Here is an 18317-nt window from a genome sequence, read left to right as displayed (position 1 = left end):
ATTTCGGGAATTTTCTGGATCGAGGCGAATTTCCCTTATATTTCAATGCCATTTTCCAGCGCCATATACGGCTTCTATATTTCCGGGCACCGCCGCCCCCCATCGAATCTATACGCGGGTCCGGATCATCCTTGCAGGGTCGGACCCGCCGCCCGCCGGCATCTCGGCAGACGGGCGGTCCGGCCCTCTTTCCGTTCGACCGGAGCCTTGATCCCATGCTCGACCTTCTGTTCCTGGCACTGACCGCCGGATTCTTCGCCGCGGCGGTGGCCTATGTCCACGCCTGCGACCGGCTGTGAGGGAGGCGGCGATGATCCTCGATTACGCGCTGGCCGGCCTCGTTACCGGCGGGCTGCTGGCCTATCTGGTCTATGCCCTGATCCACCCCGAACGGTTCTGAGGAGTCCCATCCCATGACCGTCAACGGCTGGATCCAGATCCTTGTCTTCCTCGCCCTGGTCGTCGCGGTTACGCGGCCCCTTGGCGGCTTCATGACGCGCGTTTTCACCGGCGAGCGCACACTGCTCTCCCCCGTCGTCGGACCCATCGAGCGCGGGCTCCACCGGCTGGCCGGCGTCGACGAGCGCACCGAGCAGCATTGGGTGAGCTACGCCGTGTCGATGCTGCTGTTCAGTGCCGTCGGCATGCTGCTGCTCTACACCCTGCAACGGCTGCAGTTTGTCCTGCCGCTGAACCCGCAGGGCATGGCGGCGGTGCCGGCCGACCTCGCCTTCAACACGGCGGCCAGCTTCACCACCAACACCAACTGGCAGAATTACGGCGGCGAGACCACCATGGGCCATCTGGTCCAGATGGCCGGGCTGACCTTCCACAACTACGTCTCTGCCGCCACCGGCATCGCGCTGGCCGTGGCGCTGGTCCGCGGCTTCGCCCGCGCGTCGGCCCGCACCATCGGCAATTTCTGGGTCGATCTGACCCGTGCGACGCTCTACGTCCTACTGCCGATCTGCCTCGTCTATGCCGTCTTCCTGGTGTGGCAGGGCGTGCCGCAGACGCTGGCCGGATCCGTCGACGCCACCACGCTGGAGGGAGCGAGGCAGACCATCGCACTCGGCCCCGTCGCCTCGCAGGAGGCGATCAAGATGCTGGGCACCAACGGCGGCGGCTTCTTCAACGCCAACTCCGCCCACCCCTTCGAGAATCCCAACGCCCTGACCAACCTGCTGGAGATGCTGTCGATCTTCGCAATTGGCGCCGGACTGACCAACCTGTTCGGCCGCATGGTCGGCGACGAGCGGCAGGGCTGGACGATCCTGGCCGCCATGGGCCTGCTCTTCGTCGCCGGCGTCACAATCGCCTATTGGGCGGAGGCGCAGGGCAATCCGGCCTTCGCCACGCTGGGCATCGACGGCAGCGCCGGCAACATGGAGGGCAAGGAGACCCGCTTCGGCGTCGCCGCCTCCGCCCTGTTCGCCACCGTCACCACCGCCGCCTCCTGCGGTGCGGTGAACGCCATGCATGACAGCTTCATGCCCTTGGGCGGCATGGTGCCGATGATCAACATGATGCTGGGCGAGATCATCGTCGGCGGCGTCGGCGCCGGGCTCTACGGCATGCTGCTGTTCGCCATCGTCGCGCTGTTCGTCGCCGGGCTGATGGTCGGCCGCACACCTGAATATCTCGGCAAGAAGCTGGAGGCGAAGGAGGTCAAGATGACCATGCTCGCCATTCTCTGCCTGCCGCTGATGATGCTGGGCTTCACCGCCGCCGCCGTGGTTCTCGACACCGGCACCGCGTCGATGGCGAATGCCGGCCCGCACGGCTTCTCCGAGGCGCTCTACGCCTATGTGTCGGGTGCGGCCAACAACGGCAGCGCCTTCGCCGGTCTCGGCGGCAACACGCCCTGGTACAACGTCACCATCGCCATCGCCATGCTGGTCGGCCGCTTCCTGGTCATCGTGCCGATGATGGCGATTGCCGGCTCGCTGGCCGCCAAGACGCGCGCCACCGCATCGGCCGGCACCTTCCCCACCCATGACGGGCTGTTCGTCGGGCTGCTGGTCGGCGTCATCCTGATCGTCGGCGGCCTCACCTTCTTCCCGGCTCTCGCCCTCGGCCCGGTGGTCGAACATCTGGCGATGAGCGCCGGCACCCTCTTCTGATCGGGAACGATCCCATGCACGCCAATAGCAAACGGTCCGGGCGCTCCTCGTCCAGCACGCTGCTCGACCCCGCCATCCTGCTGCCGGCCATCGGTGGTTCGGTCGCCAAGCTCGCCCCGCGCCAGATGATCCGCAACCCGGTGATGTTCTGCGTGGAGGTGGTGGCCGCGCTGACCACCCTGCTGGTCCTGCGCGACGCGGTGACCGGCGCCGGGGTGAGCGGCTTCGCCGTCCAGATCGTCGTCTGGCTGTGGTTCACCCTGGTCTTCGCCAACTTCGCCGAAGCGGTGGCGGAAGGCCGCGGCAAGGCCCAGGCCGCCAGCCTGCGCAAGACCCGGACCGAGACCACCGCGAAGAAACTGGAAAACGGCACCATCCGCAACATCCCCGCCACCGCGCTTAAGACCGGCGACCTCGTGCTGGTGGAGGCCGGCGACATCATTCCCTCCGACGGCGAGGTGGTGGAAGGCGTCGCGTCGGTCAACGAAGCCGCCATCACCGGCGAATCCGCCCCCGTCATCCGCGAGAGCGGCGGCGACCGCTCCGCCGTGACCGGCGGCACCCAGGTGATTTCCGACCACATCAAGGTGCGCATCACCGCCGCCCCCGGCTCGACCTTCCTCGACCGCATGATCTCGCTGGTGGAAGGCGCCCAGCGCCAGAAGACGCCCAACGAGATCGCGCTGAACATCCTGCTGGCCGGGCTGACCATCGTCTTCGTCATCGCAGTGGCGACGATCCCCAGCTTCGCCGCCTATGCCGGCGGGTCGGTCGGCGTGCTGGTCCTGGTGGCGCTGTTCGTCACGCTGATCCCCACCACCATCGGCGCGCTGCTGTCGGCCATCGGCATCGCCGGCATGGACCGTCTGGTCCGCTTCAACGTGCTCGCCATGTCCGGCCGCGCGGTGGAGGCGGCGGGCGACGTCGATACGCTGCTGCTCGACAAGACCGGCACCATCACCCTTGGCAACCGTCAGGCCGCCGAGTTCCTGCCGGTCGCCGGCGTCGGTGAGGAGGAGTTGGCCGACGCGGCGCAACTCGCCTCGCTGGCCGACGAGACGCCGGAAGGCCGTTCCATCGTCGTGCTGGCCAAGCAGGAGTACGGCATCCGCGCCCGTGCCATGGAGGAGATGCACGCCAGCTTCGTCCCCTTCACCGCCCAGACCCGCATCAGCGGCATCGACACCGGCGGCACGGTGATCCGCAAGGGCGCGGTGGACGCGGTGCTGGCCCATGTCCACGGATCGCAGCGCATCGCGGTGTCCGGCGGCCGCGGCGTCACCGCCCTGCATCCCGCCGCCGATCCCGCCGAGCGCGAGATCCTCGCCCTTGCCGAGCGGGTCGCCAAGTCCGGCGGCACCCCGCTGGCGGTGGCGCGCGACGGCCGGCTGCTCGGCATCATCCACCTGAAGGACATCGTCAAGGGCGGCATCCGCGAACGCTTCGCCGCCCTGCGCCAGATGGGCATCCGCACCGTGATGATTACGGGCGACAACCCGATGACCGCCGCCGCCATCGCCGCGGAGGCCGGCGTGGACGACTTCCTCGCCCAGGCCACCCCCGAAGCGAAGCTGCAGCTGATCCGCGACGAGCAGGCGAAGGGAAAGCTGGTCGCCATGTGCGGCGACGGCACCAACGACGCCCCGGCGCTCGCCCAGGCGGATGTCGGCGTGGCGATGAACACCGGCACGGTGGCGGCGCGCGAGGCCGGCAACATGGTCGATCTCGACAGCGACCCGACCAAGCTCATCGAGATCGTCGAGATCGGCAAGCAGTTGCTGATGACACGCGGCGCACTGACCACCTTCTCCATCGCCAACGACGTGGCGAAGTATTTCGCCATCATCCCCGCCATGTTCCTCGCCTTCTACCCGCAACTGCAGGCGTTGAACGTGATGGGGCTGCACAGCCCGGAAAGCGCCATCCTGTCGGCGATCATCTTCAACGCGCTGATCATCGTGGCGCTGATCCCGCTGGCCCTGCGCGGCGTGCGCTACCGCGCGGTGGGCGCCGCCGGGCTGCTCCGCCGCAACCTGCTGATCTACGGCCTTGGCGGGCTGGTGGTGCCCTTCGCCGGCATCAAGGCCATCGACCTGACCGTCACCGCCCTCGGGCTCGTGTGAGAGGACCCCAATCATGTTGAAGGAACTGCGTCCCGCCCTGGTCATGACCGCCGCCCTGGCGGTCGTCACCGGCCTCGCCTACCCGCTGGCCGTCACCGGCATCGCGCAAAGCCTGTTCCCGCATCGGGCCAACGGCAGCCTGATCGAGCGGAACGGCACGGTGATCGGCTCCGCGCTGATCGGCCAGACCTTCGCCGCCGACCGCTATTTCCACCCGCGCCCGTCCGCCACCGCCGAGACCCCGTACAACGCCGCAAGCTCCGGCGGCTCCAACCTCGGCCCGACCAGCAAGGCGCTGGTCGAGCGGGTGCAGGCCGAGACCGAAAGGCTGAAGGCGGAGAATCCCGGCACGCCGGTCCCGGTGGATCTGGTGACGACTTCGGCCAGCGGCCTCGACCCTGCCCTGTCGCCGGCCGCCGCCGACTTCCAGGTGCCGCGCGTCGCCAGGGCCCGCGGCCTGTCGGAGGACGCCGTGCGCAAGCTGGTCGCCGACACCACCGAGCCGCGCCCGCTGGGCTTTCTGGGTGAACCGACCGTGAACGTGCTGGCGCTCAATCTAGCCTTGGACAGGGCGGCAGCAGCCCGCTAGAGATCCGGCGGAGACGATCGCATTCGGATCTGGAGCAATGACGTTGGATCTCTGAAGCCCTTCTCCCCTTGTGGGGCGGGATCGGCCAAACGCCAACGGCGTTTTGCCGACCCGCGGGTTGGGATGAGGGGGGCGGCCGGCCACAGGCCGCTGGAAACATCGGATATGTCACCCCTCACCCCAACCCCTCTCCCACAAGGGGAGAGGGGCTTTGTCAGTGAGCGGGGGAGACGGAACCGGATGACCGACGACCAGGGCGGGCGCAACCAGCGGCCATCACCGGACGCGTTGCTGCGGCAGGCGGAGCGGGAGGAACGCGGGCGGCTGAAGATCTTCCTCGGCGCCGCCCCCGGCGTGGGAAAGACCTTCGCCATGCTGTTGACCGCCCAGGCCAAGCGGCGCGACGGTGCCGACCTCGTCGTCGGCGTGGTGGAAACCCACGGTCGCGCCGACACCGAGGCGCTGGTCGCCGGGCTCGAGGTCATCCCCCGCCGCACCGTTCGCCACAAGGGCCATGCGTTGGCCGAAATGGACCTCGACGCCATCCTCGCCCGCCGGCCCAAGATCGTGCTGGTGGACGAGCTGGCCCACACCAACGCCCCCGGAGGCCGCCACGCCAAGCGTTACCTCGACGTGCAGGAGCTCCTGGACGCCGGCATCGACGTCTACTCCACGCTGAACATCCAGCATGTCGAAAGCCTGAACGACGTCGTCGCCAAGATCACTCGGGTCCGCGTGCGCGAAACCGTGCCGGATTCCGTCATCGACCGCGCCGACGACATCGAGGTCATCGACATCACGCCGGAGGACCTGATCCAGCGCCTGAAGGAGGGCAAGGTCTATGTCCCCCGCACGGCGGAACAGGCGATCCGCCATTACTTCTCCCCCGGCAACCTCACCGCGCTGCGCGAGCTGGCGCTGCGCCGCACCGCCGACCGGGTGGACGACCAGCTGCTCACCCACATGCAGGCCCACGCCATTTCCGGCCCCTGGGCGGCGGGGGAGCGGCTGCTGGTCTGCATCGACCAGGACGCCGGCGGCGGCGCGCTGGTCCGCTACGCCCGCCGTCAGGCGGAGCGGCTGCGCGCCCGCTGGGGCGCCATCCATGTCGAGACCAGCCGCGACCTGCGCCTGAGCGAGGCGGAGCGCGACCGCATCGCCGACACCCTGCGCCTCGTCGAACGGCTGGGCGGAGAGGCGGTGACGATTCCCGGCCGCGACGTCGCCGACGCGGTGGTGGAGTATGCCCGCGCCAACAACATCACCCATCTCGTGATCGCCAAGTCCGGCCGCCCGCGCTGGTCGGAGCTTCTGTACGGATCGGTGGCGCACAGCCTGATCCGCCGGGCCGGCGACATCAGCGTCCATGTCATCGCCGCCGCCAACCCCGGCGACACCGTGCCGCCCAAGACGGTGCGGACCGCAACCGAGGACCGCTGGTCCTTCCACGGCCTGCCCTATCTGGCCGCCACCGGCTATGTCGCGGCGGCGCTGGGGCTGGGGCATTTGCTGCATCTGGCGCTGGGGCTCAGCAACGTCGCGCTGGTCTTCCTGACCGCCGTCCTCGCCAGCGCCGTCACCGGCGGGCTGGGGCCGTCGCTCTATGCCTGCGTCGCCAGCGTCCTGTCCTTCAACTATTTCTTCCTGCCGCCGCTCTACACCTTCACGATTTCCGATCCCGAGAACATCGTTGCCCTGCTGGTCTTCGCCGTCGTCGCCGCCATCGCCAGCAACCTGACCGCCCGCGTCCGCGCCCAGGCGCTGACCGCACACCAGCGCGCCAAGACCACCGAGGATCTCTACCGCTTCAGCCGCAAGCTGGCCGGCGTCGTCACCATGGACGACCTGCTGTGGGCCACCGCCTATCAGATCGCGGCGATGCTGAAGGCGCATGTCGTCCTGCTGATGCCCGACGGCGACGGGCAGGCGGACCGCCTGACCGTCCGCGCCGGCTACCCGCCGGAGGATGTGCTGGAGGAGGCCGACCTCGCCGCCGCCATGTGGAGCTGGCAGCACAACAAGCCGGCCGGCCGCGGCGCCGACACGCTGCCCGGCGCCCGCTGGCTGTTCCTGCCGATGCGGACCGGCCGCGGCCCGGTGGCGCTGGTCGGCGTCGATACCGGCGGCGGCGACCGCAGCCGGAAGGGCGGCCTGCTCTCCCCCGACCAACGCCGGCTGCTCGACGCGCTCGGCGATCAGGCGGCACTCGCCATCGAACGGGTGATGCTGGCCGAGGATGTCGACCGCGCCAAGCTGGCGGCGGAGACCGAACGGCTGCGCTCCGCCCTGCTCACCTCCATTTCGCATGATCTGCGCACGCCGCTGGCCTCCATCCTGGGATCGGCAACCAGCCTGACCCGCTACGGCACCACGCTGGACGAAGCCGGCAGGCTCGATCTCGCCACCAACATTCAGGAGGAGGCGGAGCGGCTGAACCGCTTCATCGCCAATTTGCTGGACATGACCCGCCTGGAATCCGGCGCCGTCCGCCCGCGCAACGGCCCGGTCGACCTGTCGGAGATGGTCGGCAGCGCGCTGGAACGCACCGGGCGCATCCTTGCCGGACACAGGGTGGAGGTGGACCTCGCCCCCGACCTGCCGATGGTGGATCTCGATCCCGTCCTGTTCGAACAGGTGCTGTTCAACCTGCTGGACAACGCCGCCAAATACGCACCCGCCGGCAGCCGGGTGACGGTGCGGGCGCGACGGCTGGGCGACGCGGTCGAAGTCCAGCTGATGGATGAGGGCGACGGCATCCCGCCCGCCGATGTGGACCGCATCTTCGACAAGTTCTACCGTGTCCATGCCCAGGACCGGCAGCGCGCCGGCACCGGGCTGGGGCTGGCGATCTGCCGCGGCTTCGTCGAGGCGATGGGGGGCGCCATCGCCGCCGGCAACCGCAGCGACCGCTCCGGCGCCGTCTTCACCCTGACCATCCCCGCCGCGGCCGACCTGCCGGCCCTGGAGGACAGCAGCTTATGACCCAGCCCTCCGCCCCCTTGCGAGTCCTGGTCGTCGATGACGAACCGCCGATCCGCCGCTTCCTGCGCACCAGCCTGTCGGCCCAGGGCTACGACATCGTGGAGGCGGAGGACGGCGACGCCGCGCTGAAGGAAATCCGCCGCCGGGCGCCGGACCTGCTGGTGCTCGACCTCGGCCTGCCGGGCATCGACGGTCTGGAGGTGATCCGCCGCCTGCGCGGCGACGACCCGGACGGTCCCGGCGCAAGCCTGCCGATCATCGTACTGTCCAGCCGGGTGGACGAGGCCGGGAAAGTGGAGGCGCTCGACCTCGGCGCCGACGATTACGTCACCAAGCCCTTCGGCATGGACGAGCTGCTGGCCCGCATCCGCGCCGCCCTGCGCCACCGGCTGCAACGCCAGGGCGAACGCCCGGTCTTCCGCAGCGGCGACCTGACGGTCGACCTCGTCCGCCGCATCGTCACCGTCCGCGGCGCGGAGGTGAAGCTGTCGCCGCGCGAATACGACCTGCTGCGCCTGCTGGTCGCCCATGCCGGCAAGGTGCTGACCCACCGCATGATCCTGAACGAGGTCTGGGGCGGCGAGACCGACATCCAATACCTGCGCATCTACATCCGCCAGCTGCGCCAGAAGATCGAAGCCGAACCCGACCGCCCGCAGCATATCCTGACCGAAACCGGCGTCGGCTACCGCCTGCGGGCTGGGGAGTGATCCCCTCGAAGCCCCTCTCCCCAACCGCCAGAGTCCCCTCTCCCCCCCGGGGAGAGGGTTAGGGTGAGGGGGAAGCGCGGCGGCATCCTTCCGAGAATCCACCCGGTGCATCCCCCTCACCCCGACCCTCACCCCGGGGGGGGAGAGGGGGATTTCGCGGGATGTGGGAAATCCCCTCAAGCCACCTCGCCCACCGGGGCCGGCTTGGCGGCGCGCAGGATCATGCCGAACAGGTCGCGCGGCTCGTCCGGGTCGGCCAGCATGTCCAGATTCTCGTACAGCCCCGTCCCCGCCACCTTGTCGCGGACATAGCGCAGGGCCGAGAAGTCCTCCGTCGCGAAGCCGACCGAATCGAACAGCGTGATCTGCCGGGCGTCGCGCCGGCCGACCGCCTGCCCCGTCATCACCGTCCACAGCTCCGTCACAGGATGGTCGGGGGCCAGCTGCTGGATCTCGCCCTCGATCCGCGTTTGCGGCGGATATTCGACGAAGATGTCCGACCGCAGCAGGATGTCGCGGTGCAGCTCCGTCTTGCCGGGGCAGTCGCCGCCGACCGCGTTGATGTGCACGCCGGCCCCGACCATGTTGTCGGTCAGGATGGTCGCATACTGCTTGTCCGCCGTCACCGTGGTGATGATCTGCGCACCCTCCACCGCTTCCTCGGTCGATTTGCACGCCGTGATCTCGAAACCCTGGTGGCGCAGGTTGCGTACGCATTTCTGCGTCGCCGCCGGGTCGATGTCGTAGAGCCGCAGCCTGTCGATGCCGAGCAGTGCCTTGAAGGCCAGCGCCTGGAACTCCGCCTGCGCCCCGTTGCCGATGATCGCCATGCAGGTTGCATCCTTCGGCGCCAGATGCTTGGCGGCAACGGCGGAGGTGGCGGCGGTGCGCAGCGCCGTCAGGATGGTCATCTCCGTCATCAGCACCGGATAGCCGTTGCCGACATCGGCCAGCACGCCGAAGGCGGTGACGGTCTGCCGTCCCTCCCGCGTGTTCTTCGGATGGCCGTTCACATATTTGAAGCCATAGGTGCGGCCGTCGCTGGTCGGCATCAGCTCGATCACGCCCTCCGCACTGTGGGAGGCGACCCGCGGCGTCTTGTCGAAGCTCTCCCAGCGGCGGAAATCCTCCTCCACATAGGCCGACAGCTCGGTCAGGAAGCGTTCCACGCCGATGTGCAGCACCAGCTTCATCATGTGATCGACGCTGACGAAGGGAACGAGGTTCAGGTTCGGGATCATTGTCTAACGCTCCAATCGGTCAGAAGCTGCGGGTCGGGTAATCGAGGACGCGGCGCCCCATCAGGCTCGCCAGCAGTTCCACCATCAGGATCGCGGTACGCCCGCGCTCGTCCAGGAAGGGGTTCAGCTCCACCAGATCGACACTGCTGACCATGCCGGTGTCGTGCAGCATCTCCATCACCAGATGCGCCTCGCGGAAGGTCGCCCCGCCGGGAACCGTGGTGCCGACGCCGGGGGCGATGCCGGGATCGAGGAAATCGACATCCAGGCTGACATGCAGCAGTCCGTCCGCCTCGACCACCCGCTCCAGGAACGGACGCAGGAGGGAGACGATCCCATGCTCGTCGATCTTGCGCATGTCGTGGACGATGATGCCCGACGTCTCCAGCGCCCGCCGTTCGGCCGGATCGACGCTGCGGATGCCCATCATGCAGACATTGTGCGGGTCGAGCCGCGCCGGCGGCGGCGGGAAGTAGCCGTCGAAGCCGGCGCGCCCGGTGGCGTAGGCCATCGGCACGCCGTGCAGGTTGCCGCTCTCCGTCGTCTCCAGCGTGTGGAAATCGGGGTGCGCGTCCAGCCACAGCACGAACAGCGGGCGGCGCATCTCGACGGCGCGCTGCGCCAGCCCGGTCAGGGTGCCGGCGGCAAGGCTGTGGTCGCCGCCCATGAAGATCGGCATGGCGTCCTGCCCGGCGCTCGCCTCATACGCCACCTTCGACAGCGAGGCGGTCCAGCCCGCCACCTCCGGCAGCAGCTTCAGCGCGGCGTTGCCATGCGCCATCGGCCGCTGCGGCATCGGCGCCACGTTGCCGAGGTCGGCGACGCTGTGCCCCAGCTCGGACAGCGCCCGCGCGATGCCTGCCGTCCGGTAGGCGCTCGGCCCCATCTCGCAGCCGAGGCGGCCCGCCCCGTCCTGCACCGGCACGCCGACCAGCCGGCACTGCTTCGTCTTTGTCTTCTGGTAGGACATTGTTCGGTCTCTTGCCTGTTCCCCTCACCAGCAAATCACAGACGCGTGGCGGAACGGACAGGGCAATTTGACAAAAGTCGTCATCCGGCCTACCAAACTGAACAGCCAAGCTTACCATATTGGCGGAGACCGCCGAAAATGACACTGGACCAGCTGGATGAAAAGCTGATCACCCTGCTGCGCCATGACGGCCGCCGCAGCATTTCCGACCTTGCCATCGAACTCGGCGTGTCGCGGGCGACGGTGCGCGGGCGGATGGAGCGGCTGGAGGCGTCCGGCATCATCATCGGCTACACCGTCATCCTGCGCGCCGACACGGTGGAGGCACCGGTGCGCGGCATCATGCTGATCGAGGTGGAGGGGCAGGCCACCGACCGCGTCGTGCGGACCCTCAGCGGCTTCCCCGAAATCATGGAGATCCACAGCACCAACGGACGCTGGGACCTGATCGTGGAGCTTTCCGCCGCAAGCCTGCCGGAATTCGATGCGATCCTGCGCCGCATCCGCCTGATCCCCGGCATCACCACCAGCGAGACGAACCTTCTGCTCAACACTCCGCGCAGCACCCGCGCCCGCCTGTAGGCCGGTCCCGGTCACGGACAGTCGGTCATCCCAACGGGCTGCGCCATGGAAACGCAGGGGCTCCCGCCATCGCGGGGGTGACGGCCGGCGGAGGCCTGTGCCAAAGTCCGGGCGCTTCGCTGACGGCAAGGAGGCGGACAGCCGGTGCCGGGCAGCACAATGAATGGAAGGAACAAGCCGATGAAGAAGATCCTTATGGCGCTGGTGCTGGGTGCGCTGGCGACCGGGACCGCCGGCGTCACCATGGACCACCCCGCCGCCGCCAAGGACGCGAAGAAGATCCGCATCGCGTCGGAAGGCTCCTTCGCCCCGTGGAACGGCATGGATTCGTCGGGCAAGCTGGTCGGCTTCGAGATCGACCTCGCCTGGGATCTGTGCAAGCGCATGGAGGCGGAGTGCGAACTGATCGCCCAGGATTGGGACGGCATGATCCCGTCGCTGCAGCAGGGCAAGATCGACGCCATCATGGCCGGCATGACCATCACGGACGAGCGCAAGAAGGTCATCGCCTTCGCCGGTCCCTACGGCACCGAACAATCGACCTTCGCCGTCATGAAATCCTCTAAGCTGAACGGCGCCGCCTTCGGCGCCGACAGCATCGACCTCGCCGACGAGGCCGGCAGCAAGGCCGCGCTGGCCAAGCTGGCGGAGTTGCTGAAGGGCAAGGCGGTGGGCGTCCAGGTTTCGACCATCCAGGTCGATTTCCTGGAAAAGCACCTGCCGGACGTGACGGTGCGCAGCTACGACAAGATCGACAACGCCGCCATCGACCTGTCCTCCGGCCGGGTGGATGCCATCTTCGGCGACCGCTCTCCCATCGAGGCGATCATCCGCAGCATGGGCAAGGACAGCATGACGCTGGTCGGCCCGACCATGACGCGCGGCGTCCTGGGCGAGGGCATGGGCGTGGGCCTGCGCAAGTCCGATGCCGACCTGAAGGCGCGCTTCGACAAGGCGATTGCCGAGGCAAACAAGGACGGCACCATCGCCAAGCTGAGCCAGCAGCATTTCGGCTACGATGTTTCGGTGAAGTGACGCCGATGCCGATCGACCGCAGCCGATGGATGACATGACCACGCAGCCTTCGCAGCCCGCCGTCCGTGACGAAGATCATTTCATCCAGGTCGATGGCGGTCGCCTGTTCGTGAGGGATTGGAGGCCGGACACCCCGAACGGGACCGGCCTTCCCCCGATCCTGCTGTTCCACGACTCCCTCGGCTGCGTCGATCTGTGGCGCAGCTTCCCCTCCCGGCTCGCGGCGGCGACGGCAAGGCGGGTCATTGCCTATGACCGGCTCGGCTTCGGCCGGTCCGATCCGCATCCCGGACGACTCGCCCTCGATTTCGTGGCGGCGGAGGCGCGGGCCGTCGTGCCGATTCTGCTGGACCGGCTCGCCGTCGGCGATTTCGTCGCCTGCGGCCACAGCGTCGGCGGCGGCATGGCGGTGGAGACCGCGGCATATTTCCAGTCGCGCTGCAATGCCCTGGTGACCATCGCGGCCCAGGCCTTCGTCGAGGACCGGACGCTCGCCGGCATCCGCGTCGCCGAACAGGGGTTCCAGGACCCGGATCAACTCGCCCGGCTGGCGAAATACCAGGGCGACAAGGCCCGCTGGGCGGTCGATGCCTGGACCGGAGCTTGGCTGTCGCCAGAATTCGCCGGCTGGACGCTCGACGCCGCGCTGGCGGAAATCCGCTGCCCGGTGCTGGCGCTGCATGGCGACCGTGACGAATATGGCTCCCAGGAACACCCCGCCCGCATCGCCGCCGGGCGCGGAACGATGCTTATGCTTGCCGACACCGGCCACGTCCCGCACCGGGAATGCGAGGACAGGGTGGTCGAGGCGATCAGGGTCTTTCTTGCGCGAGGCTGACGCTCATCGGCAGCGTCACGGCGCCCCCTAAGCGCATCCTCAGCCCGGCCCCGCCATGGTGTCGCGCTCGGCCCGCAGGGCGGCCAGCTTCGCTTCCAGCTTGCCGATCTTCCGGTCGAGCTTGCGCAGGCGCTTGCGCGACGGCTTGCCGTCCGCCGCCGTCGCCGACACGGCCTGCATTCCCTGCCTGATCCGCTCGTTTATCGCCGCCTTGGCGGCATCGCTCAGCCGTTTCCAGCCCTTCACCTCGGCCTTGGTGCGGTGACAGCCCAGGCAGGCCCCCTGCCCGCCGAAGCGGCAGAGCCCGATGCAGGGATTTCTGGTGTCCTTGCCCGCCGCGCCGTCCTTGGACTTCCTGCCGCCCAACTTGAACTTGATGATGCTCATTGCGCCTGTCGCATGATCGCTTCCCTCCGAGCACTATGTGTATCGGATTGCTTGTTCGGCAATGGCCCGGCAAGCACCCCATCCATCCATGCAATGAGGCTGTACAGCCTCAGGTCATTGGATATTGTATGGGTTCTTCAGACGGTGCCGCCCGCATCCGGTGCGACAAACCAACGCAGATGCCCATTCCAGCGCACAGAATGCCGGTAACCCGCTTGAAGCAATCCGGTCAATGATCCATACAACTCCCATCGCCGAGATGCCGCCGCTCCATACGCCTTGTCGGAACGCGGCGGCTTGACGGTTCCTTCGTTCCAGGTGCCCCATGTCCAGCGATGCGCCGACCATCACCCGCCGCCCCAACCGCTCTCCCGCCACGCAAGAACCGCAGTCTGACTACGCCTCCCACCGCAAGATCCATCCCAAGGCGGTGCGCGGGCGATACCGGCGGGTGAAGACCTGGCTCGGCGCGGTGCTGCTGGCGCTGTTCGCCCTGCTGCCCTTCCTGCGCTGGGATCGCGGGCCGGGCGTCCCCGATCAGGCGGTGCTGTTCGATCTCGGAAGCCAGCGCTTCTACATCTTCGCGCTCCAGCTGTGGCCGCAGCATGTCTATTACATCACCGGGGTGATGATCATCGCCGCCATTGGCCTGTTCCTGGCGACGGCGCTGGGCGGCCGGGTCTGGTGCGGCTTCACCTGCCCGCAGACGGTGTGGACCGACCTGTTCGTCTGGGTGGAACGGCGGGTGGAGGGCGACCGCACCGACCGCATCCGGCTGGACAAGCAGCCCTGGACCGCGCGCTGGCTGGCGAAGAAGGCGGTCAAGCATGCGGCGTGGCTGGCGATATCCGCCGTCACCGGCTTCCTCAGCATCGCCTACCTGACCGATGCGCCGACGCTGGCGGTCGATCTGCTGCGCTTCGACGCCCCGGCGCTCGCCGCCGGTTCCGTCCTGTTCATGGCCGGCTGCACCTATCTGATGGCCGGCTTCATGCGTGAACAGATGTGCTTCTACGTCTGCCCCTGGCCGCGCATCCAGGCCGCCATGCTGGACGAGGACAGCCTGGTGGTTACCTATCAGGACTGGCGCGGCGAGGGCCGCGCGCCGCTGCGCAAGAGCGAGGGGTGGGACACCCGCGCCCAAAAGGGTTTCGGCGACTGCATCGATTGCGGCCAATGCGTCCAGGTCTGCCCGACCGGCATCGACATCCGCGACGGCATCCAGATGGAATGCATCGGCTGCGGCCTGTGCGTCGACGCCTGCAACGACGTGATGGCGCGTATCGGCCGCCCCGGTGACCTGATCCGTTTCGACACCCTCACCGCACAAGCCGCGAAGGCCACGACGGCACCGCCGCCGCGTTACCGCCTGCTGCGGCCGCGCACCATCGTCTACGGCCTGATGCTGGTGGTGGTCGGCGGCGCGATGGCCATCGCCCTGGCGCTGAAACCCAGCAACGACATCGCCGTGCTGCGCGACCGGGCGCCGCTGTTCGTGACGCTCAGCGACGGGCGCATCCAGAACGCCTACACCATCAAGATCGCGAACATGTCGCTGGAAGACCGTCACTACCGCCTGACCCTGTCCGGCCTGCCGCAGGCCAGCCTCGCCCTGTCCGGCGAAAGCGGAGAGGCCGGCGAACTGGCGCTGTCGGCCCGCGGCAACGCGGTGGAGACCTACCGCATTCAGGTCCGCGTACCGCAGTCGGCCTTGGCCGGCGCCTCCACTCCGCTCGCCTTCACGCTGACGCCTGAGCCTGCCGGCGAGCCGGTCCGCCACGACAGCGTGTTCCTCGCCCCATAACCCGCATATAATGCGAACAACGCCGCAGGGTGCGGGCCAAGGAAACGGTCAGGACAGTCCATGCAATCCGATATCCCGGCCCGTACAGCCGAAGCCTCCGATCCGGCGGAGCAGTCCGGCTCCGGCATCTGGCAGCCCGATCTGGCGAACCGCAGCAAGCCGGTCTATCTCGCCATCGCCGATGCCATCGCCGACGATGTCCGCAGCGGCCGTCTGGCGGCGGGGCACCGGATGCCGCCGCAGCGCGCGCTGGCCGACCGGCTGGGGCTGGACCTGACCACGGTCAGCCGGGCCTATGGCGAGGCGCGCCGCCGGGGGCTTCTCGACGCCCGCGTCGGCCAGGGCACTTTTATCAGCGTGCAGACCAGCCTCGCGCTGAACGTCCCGCCACCCACCACTGTCCGGCGGGAGGCAGCGGCGATCATCGACATGACGATGAACCAGCCGCCCCTGCCCGACGCGCCGGATTTGCTGGACCGCGTGCGCCAGGGTCTGGCCCAGGCGATGCTGCGGATCGACCCGCAATCGCTGCTGCGCTATCCCGACACCGCCACGGCGGCCGGCGGCTTGGAGGAGGACCGCAGGGCCGGCGCGCACTGGCTGTCGCGGCGGCTGGGCACTGCCGACGCCGGCCGGATCGTCGTCTGCCCCGGCACGCAAAGCGCCCTGCTGGCCCTGCTCAGCATGCTCGCCCGCCCCGGCGACACCGTCTGTACGGAGGCGCTGACCTATCCCGGTTTCAAGGCCATCGCCGGGCAGTTGGGGCTGCGGGTGGTCGGGGTGGCGATGGACGGCGACGGGCTCGATCCCGACGCCCTGCGCGCCGCCGTCGAGGCCCATGCGCCGAAGGCGCTCTACTGCACCCCTACCCTGCACAATCCGACGACGGCGACCCTGCCGGCGCACCGGCGCGCGGCCATCGCCGCCATCGCCCGCGACCACGGCATCCCGGTCATCGAGGACGACATCTACGGCGTGCTGCCGCAGGATGCGCCGCCGCCCATCGCGACGCTGGCGCCGGACCTTACCTTCCATGTCACCGGTCTGGCGAAATGCGTGGCGCCGGGCCTGCGCATCACCTATGTCGCGGCACCGGATGCCCGTCAGGCGATGCGGCTGGCCGCCGCCCAGCGGGCGACCATGCTCGGCACCCCGCCGATCCCCGCCGCGGTCGCCACGCAATGGATCGGCGACGGCACCGCCGATGCGCTTCTCGCCGCCATCCGGGCCGAGGCGACGGTCCGCCAGCGCATGGCGCGCGACCTGCTGCCGTCCTCCGCGATGACCGCCCATCCGGAGGCCTTCCACCTGTGGCTCCGCCTGCCGCCGGCCTGGACGCGCGGGGAGTTCGCCGCCCATCTGCGCAGCCGCGGCATCGCCGCCGCCGTCAGCGACACCTTTCTCACCGCAGGCCCCGCCCCGGAAGCCCTGCGCATCTGCCTTGGCGCCCCGGTGACCCGCGCGGATTGCCGCCACATGCTGGAAATCCTGGCCGACACGTTGGAGCAGAGCCCGGCCCTTGCGGGCATCGTTATCTGAAAGCCACTGTTTGAAGCTTTCAGTGGTCAGCGGCGTCGCCCGCCGTTAGACTTTGGCGTCATCTCCACAACCCTGTCCGTCCCAGCCCAGTCCGTGCCCCGGCCTTCCTCCGGACCCGTCGCCATGGCTTTGCCCATGCTGCCGTGGCGCCGGATGGAACAGTGAACAGAGGGCGGAAAACCGTTCCACGGTGTTTCAAATGTTCACCCGGCCCCGCCATCGGCAACCCTGCCGAGCGCCCCCGAGACACATCGCTGCAAAGAAAATCAATCTTTAACAAAACAAATTGATCACTCCGAAATAATGATGGCATCGCTTCGGGTGCGTGGCTATCGTGACTCCTGAAATTGCGAATCCTGGGACTCGAATACGGTTTTCTACACCATCGGATTATATCGAAAGGGGTAGAATATCTCGCAAGTCACAGGCGTTGCTTTAGCGAGGCATAATGAGTGACTTGAAGACCATGTCTCCCGCTGAACTCGATCTGGCGACGCTGATCGTGAATACCCTGACGCTTGAAACCACCCCGGAGGACATCGACCCGGACGCCGCCCTGTACGGCGAAGGGCTGGGGCTCGATTCGATCGACATTCTGGAAGTGGCGCTCGCCGTCTCCAAGACCTACGGGGTGAAGCTGCGGGCGGATGACGAGAACAACACCAGGATCTTCTCCTCGCTGCGCACACTGAACGACCACATTCAACAGCTCAAAGCCGCCTGATGCCGGATGTCGCGGCCCAGGCCCGGGGAGGCGGCAGAGGTGCCAGAAGCGCGCTCGCGGTCGGCGCCGGCCTGTCGCTGTTCGCCCTCTACCCCCTGCTGGTCCATGGCGCCATCGTCGCCGACCTGGATGCCGACACCGCCATGGCGCTTGCGCTGGTCCAGGCCACGGTGACCGGCGTGGCGGTCAGCCGTGCCGCTCCCCAATACCGCTGGGTGGCGCTGGCCGCCGCCGCCGCCCTGATCGGCCTGTCCTGGCGCTCCGCCCGCGACGGACTGCTGGCGGCCTCTGCGGTCAGCCACGCCACCATCTATGTCGGCCTGCTGGTCCTGTTCGGCCGCACCCTGCTGGCCGGGCGGGAACCGCTGATCACCTGGATCGCGCGGCGCATCCGTGGGACCTTGACCGACGAGATGCTGGTCTACACCCGCCGCGTCACCATCGCCTGGTGCCTGTTCTTCGCCGGACAGCTGGCGATGTCGGCCCTCCTGTTCCGCCTCGCCCCCGACACGGTCTGGTCGTTCTTCATCAACGTGCTGGACCTGCCGCTGGTGGCGGCGATGTTTCTGGCCGAATACGCCTATCGGCTGCGGAAATTCCGCAACCACTCCCACGGCTCCATCGCGGATGTCGTCCGCGTCTTCTCGGAGCGGCCAAATCCATGAAGGCC

General features: G+C 68.3%; 17 protein-coding genes. 14 read left to right on the top strand and 3 right to left on the bottom strand.

Going from position 1 to position 18317, the window contains the following annotated elements; translation table 11 throughout:
- The 7 genes from FZ983_RS34500 to FZ983_RS14200 all read left to right on the top strand — a co-directional run.
- Positions 1–299: hypothetical protein (locus tag FZ983_RS34500; RefSeq protein WP_211102906.1), on the top strand; the 299-nt coding region annotated here is incomplete at its 5' end.
- 11 nt (positions 300–310) lie between these two features.
- The gene (locus tag FZ983_RS14225) at positions 311–400 is read left to right on the top strand and encodes a K(+)-transporting ATPase subunit F (RefSeq protein ID WP_014189053.1); all 90 of its coding nucleotides are present in this window, start codon (positions 311–313) and stop codon (positions 398–400) included.
- Between the two features lie 13 nt (positions 401–413).
- Positions 414–2123, top strand: a complete 1710-nt coding sequence (kdpA, locus tag FZ983_RS14220; RefSeq protein WP_149224176.1) for a potassium-transporting ATPase subunit KdpA — start codon at positions 414–416, stop codon at positions 2121–2123.
- 14 nt (positions 2124–2137) lie between these two features.
- Positions 2138–4246 (top strand): potassium-transporting ATPase subunit KdpB, encoded by a 2109-nt coding sequence (gene kdpB, locus FZ983_RS14215; RefSeq protein ID WP_149224175.1) that lies wholly within the window; start codon positions 2138–2140, stop codon positions 4244–4246.
- Positions 4247–4259: 13 nt separating this feature from the next.
- Positions 4260–4835 carry a potassium-transporting ATPase subunit KdpC gene (gene kdpC, locus FZ983_RS14210; RefSeq protein ID WP_149224174.1) on the top strand — a complete coding sequence of 192 codons (576 nt, stop codon included), beginning with the start codon at positions 4260–4262 and terminating at the stop codon, positions 4833–4835.
- A 240-nt stretch (positions 4836–5075) separates the two neighbouring features.
- A complete protein-coding gene (locus FZ983_RS14205) occupies positions 5076–7817 on the top strand; it encodes a sensor histidine kinase KdpD (protein ID WP_149224173.1) in 2742 nt (913 codons plus the stop codon).
- Positions 7814–8527, top strand: a complete 714-nt coding sequence (locus tag FZ983_RS14200; RefSeq protein WP_149224172.1) for a response regulator transcription factor — start codon at positions 7814–7816, stop codon at positions 8525–8527. The genes FZ983_RS14205 and FZ983_RS14200 overlap by 4 nt, the downstream gene beginning before the upstream one ends.
- Before the next feature lie 176 nt (positions 8528–8703).
- Here FZ983_RS14200 and FZ983_RS14190 read toward each other — a convergent pair whose 3' ends face one another.
- Positions 8704–9768, bottom strand: a complete 1065-nt coding sequence (locus tag FZ983_RS14190) for an ornithine cyclodeaminase (protein ID WP_149224171.1) — start codon at positions 9766–9768, stop codon at positions 8704–8706.
- 19 nt (positions 9769–9787) lie between these two features.
- Entirely contained in the window at positions 9788–10738 is a 951-nt protein-coding gene (rocF, locus tag FZ983_RS14185; RefSeq protein ID WP_149224170.1) for an arginase, read from the bottom strand.
- 138 nt (positions 10739–10876) lie between these two features.
- Here rocF and FZ983_RS14180 point away from each other — a divergent pair, with 138 nt between their 5' ends.
- From FZ983_RS14180 to FZ983_RS14170, 3 genes are all read left to right on the top strand, one after another.
- The gene (locus FZ983_RS14180; RefSeq protein WP_014189061.1) at positions 10877–11320 is read left to right on the top strand and encodes an Lrp/AsnC family transcriptional regulator; all 444 of its coding nucleotides are present in this window, start codon (positions 10877–10879) and stop codon (positions 11318–11320) included.
- Positions 11321–11500: 180 nt separating this feature from the next.
- Positions 11501–12355 carry a transporter substrate-binding domain-containing protein gene (locus FZ983_RS14175; RefSeq protein WP_149224169.1) on the top strand — a complete coding sequence of 285 codons (855 nt, stop codon included), beginning with the start codon at positions 11501–11503 and terminating at the stop codon, positions 12353–12355.
- A gap of 34 nt (positions 12356–12389) precedes the next feature.
- Complete coding sequence (locus FZ983_RS14170) at positions 12390–13193, top strand: alpha/beta hydrolase (RefSeq protein ID WP_149224168.1); 804 nt, start codon at positions 12390–12392, stop codon at positions 13191–13193.
- A 39-nt stretch (positions 13194–13232) separates the two neighbouring features.
- On the opposite strand, the gene FZ983_RS14165 is transcribed toward FZ983_RS14170, so the two are convergent.
- Positions 13233–13580, bottom strand: a complete 348-nt coding sequence (locus FZ983_RS14165; RefSeq protein WP_149224167.1) for a DUF1289 domain-containing protein — start codon at positions 13578–13580, stop codon at positions 13233–13235.
- A gap of 325 nt (positions 13581–13905) precedes the next feature.
- Here FZ983_RS14165 and ccoG point away from each other — a divergent pair, with 325 nt between their 5' ends.
- The 4 genes from ccoG (at position 13906) to FZ983_RS14145 (ending at position 18312) form a co-directional block, all read left to right on the top strand.
- Positions 13906–15384, top strand: a complete 1479-nt coding sequence (gene ccoG, locus FZ983_RS14160) for a cytochrome c oxidase accessory protein CcoG (RefSeq protein ID WP_149224166.1) — start codon at positions 13906–13908, stop codon at positions 15382–15384.
- A gap of 60 nt (positions 15385–15444) precedes the next feature.
- Entirely contained in the window at positions 15445–16923 is a 1479-nt protein-coding gene (locus FZ983_RS14155; protein ID WP_149224165.1) for a PLP-dependent aminotransferase family protein, read from the top strand.
- A 466-nt stretch (positions 16924–17389) separates the two neighbouring features.
- Positions 17390–17647, top strand: coding sequence for a phosphopantetheine-binding protein (locus FZ983_RS14150; RefSeq protein ID WP_211102919.1), 258 nt, complete (start codon positions 17390–17392; stop codon positions 17645–17647).
- On the top strand, positions 17647–18312 hold the full coding sequence (locus FZ983_RS14145; RefSeq protein WP_149224163.1) for a hypothetical protein: 666 nt from the start codon (positions 17647–17649) through the stop codon (positions 18310–18312). Before FZ983_RS14150 ends, FZ983_RS14145 begins: the two co-directional genes overlap by 1 nt.
- The last annotated feature ends 5 nt before the right edge of the window (positions 18313–18317 follow it).

It is taken from the genome of Azospirillum sp. B21 (assembly GCF_008364825.1).
Classification (GTDB): domain Bacteria; phylum Pseudomonadota; class Alphaproteobacteria; order Azospirillales; family Azospirillaceae; genus Azospirillum.
Note: the sequence above shows the minus strand (reverse complement) of the source record. Positions and strands in the feature narration are given on the sequence as shown.